Genomic DNA, 18,487 nt, shown 5'->3' with positions numbered 1-18,487 from the left:
AGGCCCGTTCAGTTCTTGTCGGGCAGGACCATGTTCATGGCCCAGGAGACGATGGAAATGATCAGGCCGCCGAGGAGGGCGGTCCAGAAGCCGTCGACATGGAAGCTGAGATCGAGCTTCGAGGCCAGCCACGAGGTCAGCAGCAGCATCAAGGCGTTCACCACGAGGGTGAACAGGCCGAGGGTGAGAACGAAAAGCGGCAGCGAGAGCAGCTTCACCAACGGCTTGACGAGCAGGTTGACGAGGCCGAAGACCAGCGCGACCAGGATCAGGGTGAGCGCCCGTCGACCCGTGCTGCTGCCGTCGTCGAGGGTGATGCCGGAAAGCAGCCAGATGGCGACGGCCAGGGCCGCCGCGTTGGCGAGCGTCTTGACTACGAAATTCGTCATGTGTCTGATCGTGGCAGAGAAGATCCCGGTGGGACATCCGCAGATCAGCGGATGCGAGGGAACGATCGAGTACAAGGGGCACAACGACGATGAAAGCCTTCCGGCTTGACGAGCTCGAAGCGGAGCGGGCCGCGAACGACGGCGCCTATCTGCAGTTCCTGCGCGAGCGGAACATGTCGGTCGGGCTGTACGCGCTCGACGCCGGACAGATCGATCCGCAGCTTCCGCACCGGCAGGACGAGGTGTACTTCGTCGTCAGCGGCCGGGCCTCGATCACCGTCGGGGAGGAGACCACGACCGTGGCGCGCGGCAGCGTCGTCTACGTCCCGGCGGGTGTCGCGCACAAGTTCCACCACATCACCGAGGACCTGAAGGTGATGGTGGTCTTCTCCCCTCCGGAGGGCTGAGCGGCCCGGCCGGATGAGGGTCGCGGGCCTGATCCCCCTAAGGGGCGGATCAGGGGACTCCGGGGGCTCGCGGGCCCCGATACGAAGCCCTGGACTCCTAGCATCGAGAGCAGGAAGCGACGGACGAAGTCACGGACGAAGAAGAGGTCGAGGACATGGACGGCATCCGAGAGATATTCGCAGGCATGCCCTGGTGGGTGAAGTGGGTCGCGGTTCCGCTGCTGGCCCTCTTCGTCTTCGGCGGCGTGATCACCAGCATCCTGGGCGCGCTGATCGGGATCGTCTTCAAGCTCCTCCTGTTCGTCGGCCTCGTCGGCGGCCTGATCTTCGTCGTGAAGAAGTTCAGCGGCGGCGGCTCGAAGTCCTCCTCCGGCGAGTGGTGACCAGGAGCGGTCCGGTCGGATCCGGGATTGAGCCAGGTGAGGGAACCTGACCCGCTGAACGGCTCACATCCCCGGAATCGGTGGATAGAGTGGCAATCTATGCCGTTCCCTGGGCACCGAAAGCCGGTACCACCGCTCCGACCTGCCGCCCTGACCTGCGGCGACGTAAACGAGCCGCCGAGTACGACCCCCAGGAGCCACGGCACGCGCGGGGGCGGCCCCCGCAGGGCGGGCCTCCCCAAAGGCCCGCCGCCACGCCTGGGGGTGAGCTTTGTCTCCGGTTCACAATGCCGGTGTGCCGACTCTGATCGCTTCGGTGCAGCGCGCGCTGAGGCTGCTCGAAGCGGCGGGGTCCCATAGCGGGGGAGCCCCGGCGAAACAGCTGGCGCGCGAGGCCGGGCTCCCGCTTCCCACCGCGTACCACCTGCTGCGCACACTGACGCACGAGGGCTATCTGCGCAGAGTGCGCGGAGTGTTCGTACTGGGCGAGGCCGCGGCCCGGCTCGCCGGTGGGGGACTCCAGCAGAAACGTCGCAGCATGATCCTCGACTCGCTCGCGCACTTCCGCGACGTGGTCGGGGCCCCCGTCTACTTCGCGGTCTACCGCGAGGGTGAGATCGAGGTCGTGGGTGTCTCGGACACTCCGGCCAGCCCGGCCTGCGAGGAATGGGCCGACTTCCGTGAGACCGGCCACGCGCACGCCATCGGGCAGTGCCTGCTGGGGCAACTCGACGAGAAGACGCGCAAGGACTACTACGACCGTCATCCGGTCGAGGCCATCACCCCCTATACCGTCCGTGATCTACGGTCCCTGGAAAACCGGATCGGGGCGCTCGGGCGAATGCAGCCGGTGATCGAACGTCAGGAATATGCCCTCGGCACGATCTGTGCCGCCATCCCCCTTACGGCCGGCGATACGGTCGCGACGATGGCCATTTCTCTACCTCTCCACCAAGAAGAGAGATTGCTCTATGTAGTCAATCGGCTACGGAGTGAAGTAGGCGCGCTGTTGAGCACCCTCTCGTTCTCTATCAGTATCTGAAAACTCACTCCTTGTGATCTGCTACCGCTTCCACCACTCTTGTCAAGTGGGTCCTGGGGGATCATTCCTGGCCACTTCAACTACAGCGGGGTAGTCAATGCGCGAGTCGGTACAGGCAGAGGTCATGATGAGCTTCCTCGTTTCCGAGGAGCTCTCGTTCCGGATTCCGGTGGAACTCCGGTACGACGCACGCGACCCCTACGCAGTCCGCCTGACCTTCCACCTTCCCGGAGATGCGCCCGTGACCTGGGCGTTCGGCCGGGAACTCCTTCTCGACGGCATCAACAAGCCATGCGGTGACGGCGATGTGCACATCGCCCCCACCCACCCGGAGGATCTGTCCGACGTCCACATCCGCCTCCAGGTCGGCGGCGACCGGGCCCTGTTCCGCGCCAGCGCGGCGCCGCTCGTCGCGTTCCTCGACCGGACCGACCGGATCGTTCCCCTCGGACAGGAGCGCAACCTCGGGGACTTCGAGGAGAACCTCGACGAGGCCCTCGGCAAGATCCTCGCCGAAGCGCAGCAGAACGAGCAGAACGCCGGCTGACCTGCTGACCTGCCGACCAGCCGACCGGCTGATCGGTGATCCGCCGATCAGCGCTTGCGCCGCCTCCCCCGGCCGCGGACCGGCCCTGCGGCCGGGGCGCCGGCCGGGGATCCCGGTCGGTCGGCGGAAACCACCAGCGCGGCCAGCGCCGTTGTCACGGGCACCGAGGCCACCAGGCCGATCGACCCCACGAGGGTCCGTACGATCTCCTCCGCCACCAGCTCGCTGTTGGCCACCGAACCCATGCTGCTGTTCGCGATCGAGAACAGCAGGAGCAGCGGCAGCGCGGCACCCGCGTAGGCCAGTACCAGGGTGTTGACCACCGACGCGATGTGGTCGCGACCGATCCTGATCGCCGCCCGGTAGAGGGCGCGCGGCCCCATCGAGGGGTCCGCGTGGTGCAGTTCCCACACCGCCGACGTCTGGGTGACCGTCACGTCGTCGAGCACACCCAGCGATCCGATGATCACGCCTGCGAGCAGCAAACCACTCATGTCGATGTCCGGGTACAGCCCGTGGATCAGCCCGGTGTTGTCGTCGGTGTTGCCGCTGAGGAACGCCCAGTCGATGAACCCCGAACCGAGCAGCCCGATCAGCAACAGCGAGACGAGCGTGCCGAGGACGGCCACCGAGGTACGGGCGGTCAGCCCGTGGCACATGTAGAGCGCGATCAGCATGATGGCGCTCGCCCCGACCACCGCGACGACCAGCGGGTTCGAACCCTGCAGGATGGCCGGGAGGATGAAGAGGGTCAGCACGCCGAAGCTGACCACCAGCGCGACCAGCGCGAACAGCCCGCGCATCCGCCCGACGAGGACGACGGCGGCCGCGAAGATGCCGGCCAGCAGCGCCATCGGGAGCTTGCGGTTCACGTCGATCACCGAGTACTGGAGGTCGCGGGGCGCGTCCGGCGCGTAGGCCACCACCACCTCCTGACCGTCCTCCAACTGCCGTGGCGCGCCCGGCTGGACGACCTCCACGAAGGTGCGGCCCTTGTCCGGGCCGGTGCTGACCTCGACGGTGGCCTTCTTGCACTCACCGGTCTGCTCGGCCTGCGCCTGGCGGCCCTCCGGGGTGGAAGGAGCCGCGGTCGTCGGGACCTGAGCGGCGTTCACGGTTTTGCAGTCGACCTGTTCGAGCGCGGTGACCACGCCCTGCTGGGTCTGCCGGTCGAACCCCACCCCCGTGCGCTCGTGGCCGGGGGCGCCGCCCGGCCAGAGCACCACCATGCCGACGAAGACGGCCGCGGCGAAGGGGATCAGTACGGCGGCGATGACCTTGCGCAGGTGCTTCGAGACGGGGGCCGCCGGGCCGTGGCCATGGCTGTGGCCGTGTCCGTGGTCGTGGGACCGATCCGACGGGCGCCCGCCGGAGCCCCCGCCCCCGTGCCCGCCGGAATGCGGGTCGGAGTGCCCGTCGGGATGCCCGTCGGAGTGCCCGTCCGACGGTCTGGCGGACGGTCCGGGGACCGCATGCGGGTGGCCGATGTGGCCAACGGTCTCTGTGGGCTCGGTGGGGGGCTGCGGCGAGGGCGTCACCAGCAGATCATCGCAAGAGATGAGGGGGCCCACTGTTCAGCACGCCATGGATGACGCTAGCGTGGGGGCACCTTTGCACAACGCGGGAGCTCGGAGCACCGGGCTGAGAGGACGCTGATCACCGTACGGGCATCACAGATGCCTACGGGAAGAGGCTGCGTCGACCGCCGAACCTGTTACCGGGTAATGCCGGCGTAGGGAGATCAGGTCTCATGACCATTCAGGACGCACGCACGCCTGCCGTCAGCCAGGACGCCGACGGCCGGACCGAGCGCCAGCCGGGCTGGTACAAGGGATACCTGGCGGGCTCCCGCCCCGACCTCCGGGTGCCGGTCCGCCAGGTCCACCTCACCAACGGCAAGGACGTGACGCTCTACGACACGTCCGGTCCGTACACCGACCCCCAGATCGAGACCGACGTCCGCCGCGGTCTCGCGCCGCTGCGCGAGAACTGGATCATCAGCCGCGGGGACACCGAGGAGTACGCGGGCCGCCCCGTGCGCCCCGAGGACGACGGCATCAAGCACACCTCGCCGCGCGGTGGCCTCAAGAACCTCGACGCGGTCTTCCCGGGCCGTCCCCGCCAGCCCCGCCGCGGCCGCGACGGCGCCGCCGTCACGCAGCTCGCGTACGCCCGCCGGGGCGAGATCACCCCGGAGATGGAGTACGTCGCGATCCGCGAGAACGTCTCCCCCGAGGTCGTCCGCGAGGAGATCGCCGCAGGTCGCGCGGTACTTCCGGCGAACGTGAACCACCCCGAGATCGAGCCGATGATCATCGGCAAGCGGTTCCTGGTGAAGGTCAACGCCAACATCGGCAACTCCGCGGTCACCTCCTCCATCGAGGAGGAGGTCGACAAGATGACCTGGGCGACCAAGTGGGGCGCCGACACGGTCATGGACCTCTCGACCGGCCGCAACATCCACACCACCCGCGAGTGGGTGCTGCGCAACTCCCCCGTCCCGATCGGCACCGTGCCGCTCTACCAGGCGCTGGAGAAGGTCGACGGCCGCGCCGAGGACCTGACCTGGGAGATCTACAAGGACACGGTCATCGAGCAGGCCGAGCAGGGCGTCGACTACATGACGGTCCACGCCGGCGTGCTGCTGCCCTACGTGCCGCTGACCGCCCGTCGCAAGACCGGCATCGTCTCGCGCGGTGGCTCGATCATGGCCGCGTGGTGCCTCGCGCACCACAAGGAGAACTTCCTCTACACGAACTTCGAGGAGCTCTGCGAGATCCTCGCGACGTACGACGTCACGTACTCCCTCGGCGACGGTCTGCGCCCCGGCTCGATCGCGGACGCCAACGACGCGGCCCAGTTCGCCGAGCTGAAGACGCTGGGCGAGCTGAACACGATCGCCAAGCGCCACAACGTCCAGACGATGATCGAGGGCCCGGGCCACGTCCCGATGCACAAGATCAAGGAGAACATCGACCTCCAGCAGGAGATCTGCGAGGAGGCGCCGTTCTACACGCTCGGCCCGCTGACCACGGACGTCGCGCCCGCCTACGACCACATCACCTCGGGCATCGGCGCCGCGATGATCGCCTGGTGGGGTACCGCGATGCTCTGCTACGTGACGCCCAAGGAGCACCTGGGCCTGCCCAACCGTGACGACGTCAAGACCGGCGTCATCACGTACAAGATCGCGGCGCACGCCGCCGACCTGGCCAAGGGGCACCCGGGCGCCCAGGAGTGGGACGACGCCCTGTCGGACGCGCGCTTCGAGTTCCGCTGGGAGGACCAGTTCAACCTGGCCCTGGACCCGGACACGGCACGCGAGTTCCACGACGAGACCCTCCCGGCGGAGCCGGCCAAGACCGCGCACTTCTGCTCCATGTGCGGTCCGAAGTTCTGCTCGATGAAGATCTCGCAGGACATCCGTCGTGAGCACGGTGGCGACCTGAAGGCGGAGGAGATCCAGGCGGGCATGGCGGAGAAGTCCGCCGAGTTCGCGGCCTCGGGCAGCCGCGTCTACCTGCCGCTGGCCGACTGACGCGGGGCGGCACGGCTGACGGAGAGGACCCGCGACCCTATGGGGGGAGTCGCGGGTCCTGGGCCGCCCTGCCGTAAGGCCCGGGTTACCCGTCGGAGGTCACTCCGGCCGGTGTTCCGGGCCGCCGAAGTCCGGGCTCGTGAAGTCCGGAGGTGTGTAGCCGGGCCGGGGACTCTCCGACGGGGATCCCGGACTGGTGAAGTCCGGCCGGCTGTACCCCAGGTTGGGGATGCGGCCGGCTGCCGGTGTGCGGGGGGTCGGAAAGCCCGGGCCGGCGCTCGGGTCGGCCAGGGCGTCCCGCAGGAACGGCATGATGCCGCGCTCCAGCAGCGCGTGCCGCCAGGCCTCGCGGGCCCGGGCGACCTCGTCGGGTATCGCCTCGGTCTCGTCCGCCGCCACCTCGGTCGAGCTGTTGCGGACGGCCGTCACCAGCAGCCCGATCACCGCGAAGAGCAGGGCGGCCGCGGTCAGCCCACCGAAGAGCCAACCCGCCGTCAGCATCGTCTCGGCGAAGGCCGGTTCGGGCTCGATCATCTTCAGGATGTAGCCGACGAGCAGGAAGATCAGCATGGCGGTGCCCGCCAGGACGGGCGCGAGGACCGCGACCACGGCGCTGATGCCCGCGCCGCCACCGCTGCCCTGGGCGTCGTCCTCGTCTCCCGTCGTGCCGGGTGAGGCCAGTGCCTCGTCGCGTCGTTCCTCGCGGACCTTCACGTAGTGGACGTACTCGGCGGCGGCCGCGGCCGCCAGCAGGGCGCTGGCGCCCTGGGCCATGGTGCGCAGCTGTTCGGCGTTCAGTCGTTCGCCGAGGGTGGCGAGCTCGGGTCGCTCGTGCGCGGCGCGCAGCGCCTCGTCGACGAGCCGATCGAACTCCGGTCGGTCTTCGGTCAGCAGGTGCGGAGCGCTGGTCATGTGCATCCCCCGATGCTCCGTAGAAGCCGGTATGCCCGCGTAGACCCGGGCGCCGGCACAAACGGAGGAGAGCCTGCTACGGATAGAGCGATGGTAGAGCGCCCACGCCACGCCGTGACAGGGGCTTTCCGGAAATACCCCTCTCCGTAAGCTCTCAGTCGCTCAGGGGGAGTTGTACGACAAGCAGTTTGCCCGCCATCGTCACCCCGCCGTCCATCGCGATGGCCAGCCCTTCCGCGTACACGTGCGGGCCGTCCACGGCCTCGGGGCCGCGCGATTCGTCGCCGTCCTCGGTGCCGACCTCGCCGAGCAGGTACGGGATGGGGCTGTGCCCGTGGACGACGCGGCTGCCGCCGTAGGTGTCGAGGAGTTCCCGTACGGCCGCCGGGCCGGTTCCCTCGTCGCGGAAGGCGAACCGCTTGGTGAACTTGCGGAAGAGGTCCCAGGTGATGTCGGCGTCGCCGCGGTTGAGGAGCTCGTGGATGGTGTCGTTGACGTCCTCGATGGAGTCGCCGTAGTCGAGGTAGGCCGTGGTGTCGGAGTGCAGCAGCAGGTGGCCCTCCTCCAGGACGGCCGCGTCCAGCCGCGACATCCACTGCAGGTGGACGTCCTGCAGGCGCTCCATGTCGGTGCGCTGGCCGCCGTTGAGGAGCCAGGCGGCCTGGAAGGTGGCGGTGCCGGCGCCGGAGACGACCGGGGTGTCGCCGAACCGCTTGGCGCCGATGAGCAGGAGTTCGTGATTGCCCATCAGGGCCTTGCAGTAGCCGCCGGCTGCGGCGGCCTCGGCGGAGAGCCGCATGACGAGGTCGATGACGCCGATGCCGTCGGGGCCGCGGTCGGTGAAGTCACCGAGGAACCAGAGCCGGGCGTTGCCGGCGGACCAGCGGCGCTCGGCGTCGATCAGACCTTGGGCGTGGAGTTCGGTGACGAGCTCGTCGAGGTAGCCGTGGACGTCGCCGACGACGTAGAGCGGGCCGGGGCCCGCGGCCTGCTCCTGGGGCACGTACTGGACCTGGACGGTGTCGCCGGGGCCGCCGAGTGCGCCGCGCCCGATGACGGGCAGGTCCCGGTAGGTCGGGGTGTAGCCCTCGGGCTCGTCCTGGTCGGGGCCCTGGGGCGACGCGTGCGCCGGTTCCACGTCGGCGTGCGGGTGGAGCCGCGTGTCGGGGTAGGAAGGCTGCTGCGCGGGCTGCTGGGGCCCGGCAGGCTGCTGCGGTACGACCGGCTGCGGTACGAACGGCTGCTGTGCGGGTGCCTGCGGCGGATAGCCCGGCTGCGGGGGCATGTTCGGCGTGCCGTCCTCGTAGTACGCCGGGTACTCGCCGTAGATCGGAGTCTCGCCGGGCAGCCCGGTGGACGTGGATACGGCGTACAGGGCGGGTTCGGTGACTGGAACCCGGAAGTCCCGCAGCGTGTCCGTCCGCATCGCGGGTCCCTGACCGGCCCCCTGAGTCATCGACCCCTCCACCACCGTCGCGCTGCCGTACACCTGCGGACCCTCCTGACCTCCAGGGAGGAGGGTCCGTGATGTCGTGCGCCCATCATAGGAATGCGGCTCGCGCTCTGTGACGCACCAGGGGTGGTGAATCCTTTACGGAGCGGAACGTTCCTACCGTTTTCTACCGATATCGGTGTTGCTGAAATCGTCGGCCGGTCCTTGGTCGGTGCTCGGGCGGTGTTCGGATGACCTTCGGACGGTCCTGGGTCGGCCCTTCGGCAGGCCGACCGGACGGTCTGTCGGTCAGTCCTGGGCCGGCGAACGGGGCGGGCTGACGGTGGTGCGGGGCTGTCGGCGCTGCGAGGAGGTGCGGATGATGAGCTCGGTCGGGACGACCTGCTCGACGGGCCGTCCGGTGTTCACTCCCTCGATCGCGTCGATGAGGAGCTGGACGACGGCGGTGCCGATGCGGCGGGGTTTGAGGGACAGGGTGGTGATGGGCGGCTCGGTGTTCGCGTAGACGGTGGACTCGCTGCAGCACACGAGCAGCAGGTCCTCGGGGACGCGCAGGCCGTAGCGGCGGGCGGCGGCGAGCAGATCGGTGCCGTTGGGGTCGAAGAGCCCGTAGACCGCGTCGGGCCGGTCGGGGCGGGCGAGGAGCCGGTCGGCGGCGACGGCGCCCGCGCACGGGTCGTGCGCGGGGTAGGACTCGTAGACCGGGTCCTGGCCGACGCGCTCGCACCAGCTGAGGTAGGCGGTGGTGGAGAGCCGGGTGTAGGTGTCGGTGGTGGTCCCGGTCAGCAGTCCGATCCGGCGGGCGCCGGCGGCGGCGAGGTGGTCGAGCAGGCCGAGTACGGCGGCTTCGTGGTCGTTGTCGACCCAGGCGGTGACGGGGAGGGAGCCTGCGGGGCGGCCGTCGGAGACCACGGGCAGACCTTGGCGGACCAGTTCGGTGACGACGGGATCGTGGTCGGAGGGATCGATGACGACGGTGCCGTCGAGGGCGACGTTGGACCACACGTCGTGGCGGGAGGTGGCGGGGAGGATGACCAGGGCGTAGCCGCGGGCGAGCGCGGCGGAGGTGGCGGCCCTGGCCATCTCGGCGAAATAGGCGAATTCGGTGAAGGTGAAAGGTTCATCCCCGTACGTCGTCACGGTCAGGCCGATGAGGCCGGACTTGCCGGTACGGAGGGTGCGGGCGGCGGCCGACGGGCGGTAGCCCAGCCGGTCGGCCACTTCGCGAACGTGGCGGCGGGTGGCGTCGGGCAGCCGTCCCTTGCCATTGAGCGCGTCGGAGACGGTTGTGATGGAGACGCCCGCCGCGGCGGCCACGTCCCTGATGCCGGCCCGGCCCTGTCGGCCGGCGGCCCGCCGGGTGGTCTCGGTCCGGCTCACCTGATGCTTCCCTGCTGCTGTCATGGCGAGCCGATAGTAGGGCTCGGTGGGGAGGGTGGTCTGGGTGCATATGCAGGCGTTGACAGGCACGTTTCTGCATGGTTCGCCACCCCCAATGACCTTGGAAATGAAGGTTTTTGGTCGCTGAGGGTGAGTGTGGAGCTTGTCGTCGGGTCCGGGCATGCCAAAACGATGCGATCTCGGGCCGTGCTCAACTCACCTGCACGAGGGATGCGCGCCACGGCGCAGGCCACCGGCGCGCGCATATATGCGTGCGCTCCCCCGCATTCCTGGCGCCCCCATTCTCGGAACGGCGGAATCCTCATAAGGTGAGCAGTATTGAGTCGACGGCGACGTCGGACGGGACGGTCGAGGAGGACCTGCGGTGAGCGAGAAGAGCCCGAAGCTGCGCGCCGAGCTGGACGGCATTCCGACATACAAGCCCGGCAAGCCGGCTGCCGCGGGAGGGCCTGTCGCGTACAAGCTGTCCTCGAACGAGAACCCGTACCCGCCGCTGTCGGGCGTGCTGGAGACCGCGGTCGCCGCGGCCGGGAACTTCAACCGGTACCCGGACATGGCCTGCACCGGCCTCGTGAACGAGCTCGCCGAGCGCTTCGGCGTGCCGGTCGAGCACATCGCCACGGGCACCGGCTCGGTCGGCGTGGCCCAGTCACTGATCCAGTCGACCGCCGGCCCGGGCGACGAGGTGATGTACGCCTGGCGCTCCTTCGAGGCGTACCCGATCATCACGCAGATCTCGGGCGCGACCTCGGTGCGGGTTCCGCTGACCGACGGCGACGTGCACGACCTGGACGCGATGGCCGCGGCGATCACCGACCGGACCCGGCTCATTTTCGTCTGCAACCCGAACAACCCCACCGGCACGGCCGTGCGCCGCGCCGAGCTGGAGCGGTTCCTGGACCAGGTTCCCTCGGACGTCCTGGTGGTCCTGGACGAGGCGTACCGCGAGTTCGTGCGGGACACGGACGTACCGGACGGCATCGAGCTGTACCGCAGCCGCCCGAACGTCGCCGTGCTGCGTACGTTCTCCAAGGCGTACGGGCTGGCCGGCCTGCGGGTCGGCTTCGCGGTGGCGCACGAGCCGGTGGCGGCGGCGCTGCGCAAGACGGCGGTGCCCTTCGGCGTCAGCCAGCTCGCGCAGGACGCGGCGGTGGCCTCGCTGCGCGCCGAGGACGAGCTGATGGGTCGTGTCGGGGCGCTGGTGAGCGAGCGCACCCGGGTGCACGAGGCGCTGGTGGCCCAGGGCTGGACCGTGCCGGACACGCAGGCGAACTTCGTGTGGATGCGGCTGGGGGAGCGGACCGCCGCGTTCGCGGAGGCCTGCGAGAAGGCCGGTGTGGTGGTCCGGCCCTTCGCGGGCGAGGGCCTGCGGGTCACGATCGGTGAGACCGAGGCGAACGACCTCTTCCTGCACACGGCCGAGGCGTTCTTCAAGGAGCTCTAGGCGCCGGCGGCCGGTCGTCCCGGTCGTGTCGGTCGTCCCGGTCGTGTCGGTCGTCCCGGTCGTCCGGGGCGGCCGAGGCAGCGGTGGCGGCGGAGGCCGCGTAGGTGGCCGAGGCGGCCGAGGCGGTCAGGCGAGTTCCACCCGGACGGGATCGCCGTCGCGGACGGTGGACAGCAGGCGGGGGTCGCCGTCGAAGGAGCCGAGCACGTTGCACGGGCTCGCGAGGCGGCTCTCGCCTCCGTGTGAGATCGGCGTGGGGCCGTAGGGCAGCGCGAGGGCGTCGCCCTCGGTCCAGAACGCGACCGTGCCGGGGGCGACGACCTGCTGGGCGTCGTGCTCCAGGGCGACGGAGACTCCGGTGTCGAAGTAGACCTCCTCGCCCCAGGTGTTGGCGGAGGCGGAAATCGGCAGGGCCTCGACCAGTGCCTTGCTGGTCGGGGTCTCGTCGAGGGTTGCGGTGAGCTGGCCCGCGGGCCAGGAGATTCGTATCTGCATGAGCTGAATTCAACAATCTGTTGAATCGATTGGCTAGAGGGGTACCCCCCTCGTAGGTGGCCGAGAGTGGTACGACATAATGCTTGTGAATGTGAACGCGTTCACAAGCGTGTCCTGCTTCCTCCCGTTATGGGGGAAACCCGCCAGGCAGACTGCGGCTGTGACCACGGCGACGACAAGGAGAAGACGACGTGGACCTAGCTTTGGCGCCGGAGACATTGGCGCGATGGCAGTTCGGCATTACGACCGTCTACCACTTCCTCTTCGTGCCCCTGACGATCTCGCTCGCCGCCCTTACGGCGGGTTTGCAGACGGCCTGGGTGCGCACCGAGAAGGAGAAGTACCTCAGAGCGACGAAGTTCTGGGGGAAGCTCTTCTTGATCAATATCGCGATGGGTGTCGTCACCGGCATCGTCCAGGAGTTCCAGTTCGGCATGAACTGGTCCGACTACTCGCGATTCGTCGGCGACATCTTCGGGGCCCCCCTGGCCTTCGAGGCACTGATCGCCTTCTTCTTCGAGTCGACCTTCATCGGTCTGTGGATCTTCGGCTGGGACAAGCTGCCGAAGAAGATCCACCTGGCGTGCATCTGGATGGTGTCCATGGGCACCGTCCTGTCCGCCTATTTCATCCTGGCGGCCAATTCCTGGATGCAGCACCCGGTCGGGTACCGCATCAACGAGGAGCGGGGCCGGGCCGAGCTCACCGACTTCTGGCTCGTGCTGACCCAGAACACCGCGCTCACCCAGTTCTTCCACACCATCACGGCCGCCTTCCTGGTCGGTGGCGCGTTCATGGCCGGAATATCGGCCTTCCACCTGGCTCGCAAGAAGCACATCCCCGTGATGCGGAGCTCGCTGCGCCTCGGCCTGATCGTCCTGATCATCGCCGGTACGGGTACCGCGATCAGTGGTGACCTGCTCGGCAAGGTGATGTTCAAGCAGCAGCCCATGAAGATGGCCGCCGCCGAGGCGCTCTGGGACGGCGAGGCGCCGGCTCCCTTCTCGGTCTTCGCCTACGGCGACGTCGAGAAGGGCCACAACAAGGTCGCGATAGAGATCCCCGGCCTGCTGTCCTTCCTGGCCAACGACGACTTCACCTCCTTCGTCCCGGGCATCAACGACGTCAACAAGGCGGAGCAGGAGAAGTTCGGTCCCGGCGACTACCGGCCCAACATCCCGGTCGCCTACTGGGGCTTCCGCTGGATGATCGGCTTCGGCATGGCCTCGCTGGGTGTCGGCGTGCTGGGCCTGTGGCTGACCCGCAAGAAGTTCATGCTGCCGGCGGGGCTGCGGACCGGGGAGGACGAGGTTCCGAACCTGGTCCTCTTCAAGAAGCCGCTGAGCCCGAAGTTCGCCAACCTGTACTGGATCGTCGCGCTCTGGACGATGGGCTTCCCGCTCATCGCCAACTCCTGGGGCTGGATCTTCACCGAGATGGGCCGCCAACCCTGGGTCGTCTACGGAGTCCTGCGCACGCGGGACGCGGTCTCGCCGAACGTGTCGCAGGGCGAGGTGCTCACCTCGATGATCGGCTTCACGCTCCTGTACGCCGTGCTCGCCGTGATCGAGGTCAAGCTCCTCGTCAAGTACGTCAAGGCCGGCCCGCCCGAACTCACCGAGGCAGACCTCAACCCACCCACCAAGATCGGTGGGGACGACAAGAACCCCGACCGGCCGATGGCCTTCTCGTACTGAGGCCGAGGAGCGCCCACCATGCAACTCCACGATGTCTGGTTCGTACTCATCGCCGTCCTGTGGACCGGCTACTTCTTCCTGGAGGGCTTCGACTTCGGGGTCGGCGTACTGACCAAGCTGCTCGCCCGTGACCGCACGGAGAAGAGGGTCCTGATCAACACGATCGGGCCCGTGTGGGACGGGAACGAGGTCTGGCTGCTCACCGCGGGCGGCGCCACCTTCGCCGCCTTCCCCGACTGGTACGCCACCCTCTTCTCGGGCTTCTACCTGCCGCTGCTGCTCATCCTGATCTGCCTCATCATCCGTGGCGTGGCCTTCGAGTACCGGCACAAGCGCCCCGAGGACCGCTGGCAGACCAACTGGGAACACGCGATCTTCTGGACCTCGCTGATCCCCGCTTTCCTGTGGGGCGTCGCCTTCGCCAACATCGTGCGCGGCGTCAAGATCGACGAGAACAAGGAGTACGTCGGCAGCTTCCTGGACCTGCTGAACGTCTACTCGATCCTCGGCGGCCTGGTCACCCTCACCCTGTTCACCTTCCACGGCACGGTCTTCACCTCGCTCAAGACCGTCGGTGACATCCGGGACCGCTCGCGGAAGCTGGCGACCCGGCTGGGCGCCGTCACCGCCGTACTGGCCCTGGTCTTCCTCATCTGGACCCAGGTCTCGCGCGGCGACGGCACGAGCCTGATCGCGATGATCGTCGCGGTGTCGGCGCTGGTCGGGGCCCTCGGCTTCAACCTCGCCGGCCGCGAAGGCTGGTCGTTCGCCCTGTCCGGGGTCACCATCGCGGCCGCGGTCGCGATGCTCTTCCTGACGCTCTTCCCGAACGTCATGCCGTCCTCGCTGGACGAGTCCTGGAACCTCACGGTCACCAACTCCTCGTCCAGCGCGTACACCCTGAAGATCATGACCTGGTGTGCGGCCGTGGCCACCCCGCTCGTACTGCTCTACCAGGGCTGGACGTACTGGGTGTTCCGCAAGCGGATCGGGACGCAGCACATCGTCGATGTGCACTGATCCGTGCACCGAACGGGTACCGGGCCCCGTGCCCGGTCCCCGCGACGTGTGACCCGCCCGTCCGGCTGACGACCTCCCCGAGGGGATGTTTCACGTGAAACCGATCGACCCGCGCCTGCTCCGGTACGCCCGGTCCACCCGCCTCTTCCTGGGGGCGGTGGTGGCCCTGGGTCTTGCCGGTGCGGGGCTGGTCGTCGGTCAGGCGATGCTGATCGCCGAGATCGTGGTCGGAGCCTTCCAACAGGGGCTCGACGGCCAGGCGCTCCGAACGCCCCTGCTGCTGCTCGCGGCGGTGGCGCTCGGGCGCGGGCTGATCGCCTGGCTCACGGAGCTGGCCGCGCACCGGGCGGGCGCGGCGGTCAAGTCGGAGCTGCGGCGCAGGCTGCTGGACCGGGCCGCGGAGCTCGGGCCCGGATGGCCGGCCGGGCAGCGGACCGGATCGCTGGTGTCACTGGCCACCCGGGGCGTGGACGCGCTCGACGACTACTTCGCCCGCTACCTGCCCCAGCTCGGGCTCGCGGTGGTCGTGCCCGTGGCCGTGCTGGCCCGTATCGTCACCGAGGACTGGGTGTCGGCGGCCATCATCGTCGTGACGCTGCCCCTGATCCCCGTGTTCATGATCCTCATCGGCATGGCCACCCAGTCCCGGATGGACCGCCAGTGGCGCCTGCTGTCCCGGCTCTCGGGGCACTTCCTCGACGTGGTGGCCGGGCTTCCCACACTCAAGGTCTTCGGCCGGGCGAAGGCGCAGGCCGAGTCGATCCGCAAGATCACCGACGACTACCGGCGGGCGACGATGCGGACCCTGCGCATCGCCTTCCTCTCCTCCTTCGCCCTGGAGCTGCTGGCGACCCTGTCGGTGGCCCTGGTGGCCGTGACCATCGGCATGCGGCTGGTCCACGGAGAACTGGACCTCTACACCGGGCTGGTCATCCTGATCCTGGCGCCCGAGGCGTATCTGCCGCTGCGGCAGGTGGGAGCGCAGTACCACGCGGCCGCCGAAGGACTGGCGGCCGCCGAGGAGATCTTCGAGGTCCTGGAGACCCGCACCACCGGTACGACCGGCACGGCCGAGCTTCCCGCCGGCGCCCCCCTGCGCATCGAGGTCGAGGGCATCGCGGTGCGCTACGAGGGCCGCGGGGAGGACTCGCCCCAACCGGTCTCGCTGACGGTCGGGCCAGGGGAGTGCGTGGCGCTGACCGGCCCCAGCGGAGCGGGGAAGTCCACACTGCTCCAGGTGCTGCTGGGGTTCGTGACGCCGACCGCCGGGCGGATCCGCGTCGCGGGCGTGGACCTGGCCGAACTGTCGCCCGCGCAGTGGCGGCACCAGATCGCCTGGGTGCCGCAGCGGCCGCACCTGTTCGCCGGAACGATCGCCGAGAACGTACGGCTGGCCCGCGTGGGTGCCTCCGACGCCGAGGTGGCCGAGGCTTTGAAGGACGCCGGTGCCTGGGAGTTCGTGACCGCGCTGCCGCGCGGGGTGGAGACCCCGCTGGGCGAGGGCGGTGTGGGGCTGTCCGCCGGGCAGCGGCAGCGGCTGGCCCTGGCGCGCGCGTTCCTGGCGGACCGCCCCGTGCTGCTGCTGGACGAGCCGACGGCGGCGCTGGACGGCGAGACCGAGGCGGGCATCGTGGACGCGGTCCGGCGGCTCTCCGCGGGACGGACCGTGCTGCTGGTCGTGCACCGACCGGCGCTGCTCGCCGTCGCGGACCGGGTGGTGGAGATGGCGGCGGGCGACGGCCGCGAGGAGCTTGTCACCGAGGGGGCACTCCCCCGCCGCGCCGCTTCTTCCCCGGTCGGCGCCGAACCGCTGTCCTCGGGCGCGGCCGGAGACCGTGGTGAGTACGTCCCGGACACCGGCGAGTGGATCCTCGGCCCGGCGCGTGAGCGGGCGGACGTAGCTGCCGACGGCCGTTCCGCTTCCGGCACGCCCGGTTCGGGCGCGGCGGGTACGCGTGCGGCAGGTTCGGGCGCGGCGGGTTCGGGCGCGGCGGGCGATCCGCTGCGCCGGGTGCGGGCGGTCGCCAGGGCGTGGCAAGGACGGTTCAGGCTCGGACTGTTGCTCGGCGCGCTGGCCGTCGGATGCAGCGTCGGCCTGATGGCCGTGTCGGGCTGGCTGATCTCGCGGGCCTCGGAGCAGCCGCCCGTGCTCTACCTGATGGTGGCCGTCACCGCCACCCGGGCCTTCGGAATGGGGCGCGCCGTCTTCCGGTATGCCGAGCGGCTCGTCTCGCACGACGCCGTGCTGCGGATGCTCGCCGACCTGCGGGTCTCCGTGTACCGCCGACTGGAGCGCATCGCGCCCGCCGGGCTGCGCGAGCACCGGCGCGGGGACCTGCTGGCCCGGCTGGTGGCCGACGCGGACGCCCTGCAGGACTACTGGCTGCGCTGGCTGCTGCCCGTCGGCACCGCCGTCCTCGTCGGCACGGGCTCGGTCGCCTTCACGGCCTGGCTGCTGCCCGAAGCCGGAGTCGTCCTCGCCGTCGGACTGCTCGCCGCCGGTATCGCGGTACCCCTGGTCAGCGGGGCCTGCGCCCGCCGGGCGGAGCGCAGGCTCGCGCCCGCCCGCGGCGAACTCGCCACTCGGGTGGCCGATCTGCTCACCGGGACCGCGGAGCTGACCGTGGCCGGTGCGCTGGAGGACCGCAAGGGCCGGACGCGCGAGAGCGACGGCCTGCTGACGCGCATCGCCGCGCGGGGCTCGGCCGCGGCCGGACTGGGCGGCGGCCTGTCCGCCCTGGTGTGCGGGCTCACCGTCGTGGCCGCCGCGGCCGTTGCCGCGAACGCCGTCCACGACGGCCGGCTGACCGGGGTGGCCATGGCCGTCGCGGTCCTGACGCCGCTGGCCGCCTTCGAGGCGGTGAACGGGCTGCCGCTCGCCGTCCAGTACCGCCAGCGGGTGCGCCGGAGCGCCGAGCGGGTCTACGAGGTCATCGACGCGCCGGTCCCGGTCGTCGAGCCGGAGCAGCCCGCCGCGGCTCCCGCTTCGCCGTTCCCGCTGCGGTTGACCGGGCTCACCGCCCGCCACCCCGGGCAGGAGCGTGCCGCCCTGCGGGACCTGGACCTGACCCTGGAGGCCGGCCGCCGCATCGCCGTCGTCGGTCCCTCGGGATCCGGCAAGACCACCCTGGCCCAGGTCCTCCTCCGGTTCCTGGACCCTGCCGAAGGCGCGTACAGCCTCGGCGGGAGCGACGCACGCACGCTCGACGGCGACGACGTTCGCGCCCTCGTGGGCCTGTGCGCCCAGGACGCCCACATCTTCGACAGCTCGGTCCGGGAGAACCTGCGCCTGGCCCGGACCGGGGCGAGCGAGGAGCAGCTGCGCCGAGCGCTGGCCGGGGCCCGGCTGCTGGAGTGGGCCGACGCTCTTCCGGACGGGCTGGACACGCTGGTCGGTGAGCACGGTGAGCGGATCTCGGGTGGGCAGCGCCAGCGACTGGCTCTGGCCCGGGCGCTGCTCGCGGACTTCCCCGTGCTGGTCCTGGACGAGCCGGCCGAGCATCTGGACCTGGTCACGGCGGACGCCCTGACGGCGGATCTGCTGGCCGCGACCGAGGGCCGGACCACCGTGCTGATCACGCACCGGCTGGCCGGCCTGGAGGCGGTCGACGAGGTGCTCGTGCTGGACCGCGGCGAGGTGGTGCAGCGCGGCCCGTACGCGGAGCTGGCCGCCGCCGAGGGACCGCTGCGGAGGCTGCTGGAGCGGGAAAGGGCAACGGACGGAACTTTGGCCAACTTTCCCCGCCAATAGGGACTAAC

General features: G+C 69.8%; 15 protein-coding genes. 9 read left to right on the top strand and 6 right to left on the bottom strand.

What is annotated here, in order from left to right; all coding sequences use genetic code 11:
- Positions 1-8: 8 nt before the first annotated feature.
- Entirely contained in the window at positions 9-389 is a 381-nt protein-coding gene (locus OG624_RS20470; RefSeq protein ID WP_033214999.1) for a phage holin family protein, read from the bottom strand.
- 89 nt (positions 390-478) lie between these two features.
- On the opposite strand from OG624_RS20470, the gene OG624_RS20465 reads away from it, so the two are divergent.
- The 4 genes from OG624_RS20465 (at position 479) to OG624_RS20450 (ending at position 2,768) form a co-directional block, all read left to right on the top strand.
- On the top strand, positions 479-796 hold the full coding sequence (locus tag OG624_RS20465) for a cupin domain-containing protein (protein ID WP_030008372.1): 318 nt from the start codon (positions 479-481) through the stop codon (positions 794-796).
- A 155-nt stretch (positions 797-951) separates the two neighbouring features.
- Positions 952-1,179 (top strand): DUF5326 family protein, encoded by a 228-nt coding sequence (locus OG624_RS20460; RefSeq protein ID WP_371588099.1) that lies wholly within the window; start codon positions 952-954, stop codon positions 1,177-1,179.
- A 295-nt stretch (positions 1,180-1,474) separates the two neighbouring features.
- Positions 1,475-2,221 carry an IclR family transcriptional regulator gene (locus tag OG624_RS20455; protein ID WP_078908970.1) on the top strand — a complete coding sequence of 249 codons (747 nt, stop codon included), beginning with the start codon at positions 1,475-1,477 and terminating at the stop codon, positions 2,219-2,221.
- Positions 2,222-2,318: 97 nt separating this feature from the next.
- Positions 2,319-2,768, top strand: coding sequence for an SsgA family sporulation/cell division regulator (locus OG624_RS20450; protein WP_033215002.1), 450 nt, complete (start codon positions 2,319-2,321; stop codon positions 2,766-2,768).
- Between the two features lie 47 nt (positions 2,769-2,815).
- On the opposite strand, the gene OG624_RS20445 is transcribed toward OG624_RS20450, so the two are convergent.
- The gene (locus OG624_RS20445; protein ID WP_343299238.1) at positions 2,816-4,306 is read right to left on the bottom strand and encodes a YibE/F family protein; all 1,491 of its coding nucleotides are present in this window, start codon (positions 4,304-4,306) and stop codon (positions 2,816-2,818) included.
- Between the two features lie 212 nt (positions 4,307-4,518).
- On the opposite strand from OG624_RS20445, the gene thiC reads away from it, so the two are divergent.
- On the top strand, positions 4,519-6,306 hold the full coding sequence (gene thiC, locus OG624_RS20440) for a phosphomethylpyrimidine synthase ThiC (RefSeq protein WP_371639689.1): 1,788 nt from the start codon (positions 4,519-4,521) through the stop codon (positions 6,304-6,306).
- A gap of 99 nt (positions 6,307-6,405) precedes the next feature.
- Here the strand turns inward: thiC and OG624_RS20435 are convergent, their stop codons facing one another.
- The 3 genes from OG624_RS20435 to OG624_RS20425 form a co-directional block, all read right to left on the bottom strand.
- Positions 6,406-7,224 (bottom strand): membrane protein, encoded by an 819-nt coding sequence (locus OG624_RS20435; protein ID WP_033215008.1) that lies wholly within the window; start codon positions 7,222-7,224, stop codon positions 6,406-6,408.
- Positions 7,225-7,372: 148 nt separating this feature from the next.
- Positions 7,373-8,689 carry a metallophosphoesterase gene (locus OG624_RS20430; protein ID WP_266445409.1) on the bottom strand — a complete coding sequence of 439 codons (1,317 nt, stop codon included), beginning with the start codon at positions 8,687-8,689 and terminating at the stop codon, positions 7,373-7,375.
- A gap of 270 nt (positions 8,690-8,959) precedes the next feature.
- Positions 8,960-10,075 carry a LacI family DNA-binding transcriptional regulator gene (locus OG624_RS20425; protein WP_030010171.1) on the bottom strand — a complete coding sequence of 372 codons (1,116 nt, stop codon included), beginning with the start codon at positions 10,073-10,075 and terminating at the stop codon, positions 8,960-8,962.
- A 361-nt stretch (positions 10,076-10,436) separates the two neighbouring features.
- Between OG624_RS20425 and hisC the strand changes: the two genes are divergently transcribed.
- Entirely contained in the window at positions 10,437-11,516 is a 1,080-nt protein-coding gene (gene hisC / locus OG624_RS20420) for a histidinol-phosphate transaminase (RefSeq protein WP_033215010.1), read from the top strand.
- Between the two features lie 126 nt (positions 11,517-11,642).
- On the opposite strand, the gene OG624_RS20415 is transcribed toward hisC, so the two are convergent.
- Positions 11,643-12,011 carry a cyclophilin-like fold protein gene (locus OG624_RS20415; protein WP_371639688.1) on the bottom strand — a complete coding sequence of 123 codons (369 nt, stop codon included), beginning with the start codon at positions 12,009-12,011 and terminating at the stop codon, positions 11,643-11,645.
- Positions 12,012-12,202: 191 nt separating this feature from the next.
- On the opposite strand from OG624_RS20415, the gene OG624_RS20410 reads away from it, so the two are divergent.
- From OG624_RS20410 to cydD, 3 genes are all read left to right on the top strand, one after another.
- A complete protein-coding gene (locus tag OG624_RS20410) occupies positions 12,203-13,708 on the top strand; it encodes a cytochrome ubiquinol oxidase subunit I (RefSeq protein WP_033215013.1) in 1,506 nt (501 codons plus the stop codon).
- Positions 13,709-13,726: 18 nt separating this feature from the next.
- Positions 13,727-14,728, top strand: coding sequence for a cytochrome d ubiquinol oxidase subunit II (gene cydB, locus OG624_RS20405; RefSeq protein ID WP_033215015.1), 1,002 nt, complete (start codon positions 13,727-13,729; stop codon positions 14,726-14,728).
- 94 nt (positions 14,729-14,822) lie between these two features.
- Positions 14,823-18,479, top strand: coding sequence for a thiol reductant ABC exporter subunit CydD (gene cydD / locus OG624_RS20400; RefSeq protein WP_371639687.1), 3,657 nt, complete (start codon positions 14,823-14,825; stop codon positions 18,477-18,479).
- Positions 18,480-18,487 lie beyond the last annotated feature (8 nt).

Origin of the sequence: Streptomyces virginiae (assembly GCF_041432505.1) — a bacterium.
In the GTDB taxonomy this organism is placed as follows: Bacteria; Actinomycetota; Actinomycetes; order Streptomycetales; family Streptomycetaceae; genus Streptomyces; species Streptomyces virginiae_A.
Note: the sequence above shows the minus strand (reverse complement) of the source record. Positions and strands in the feature narration are given on the sequence as shown.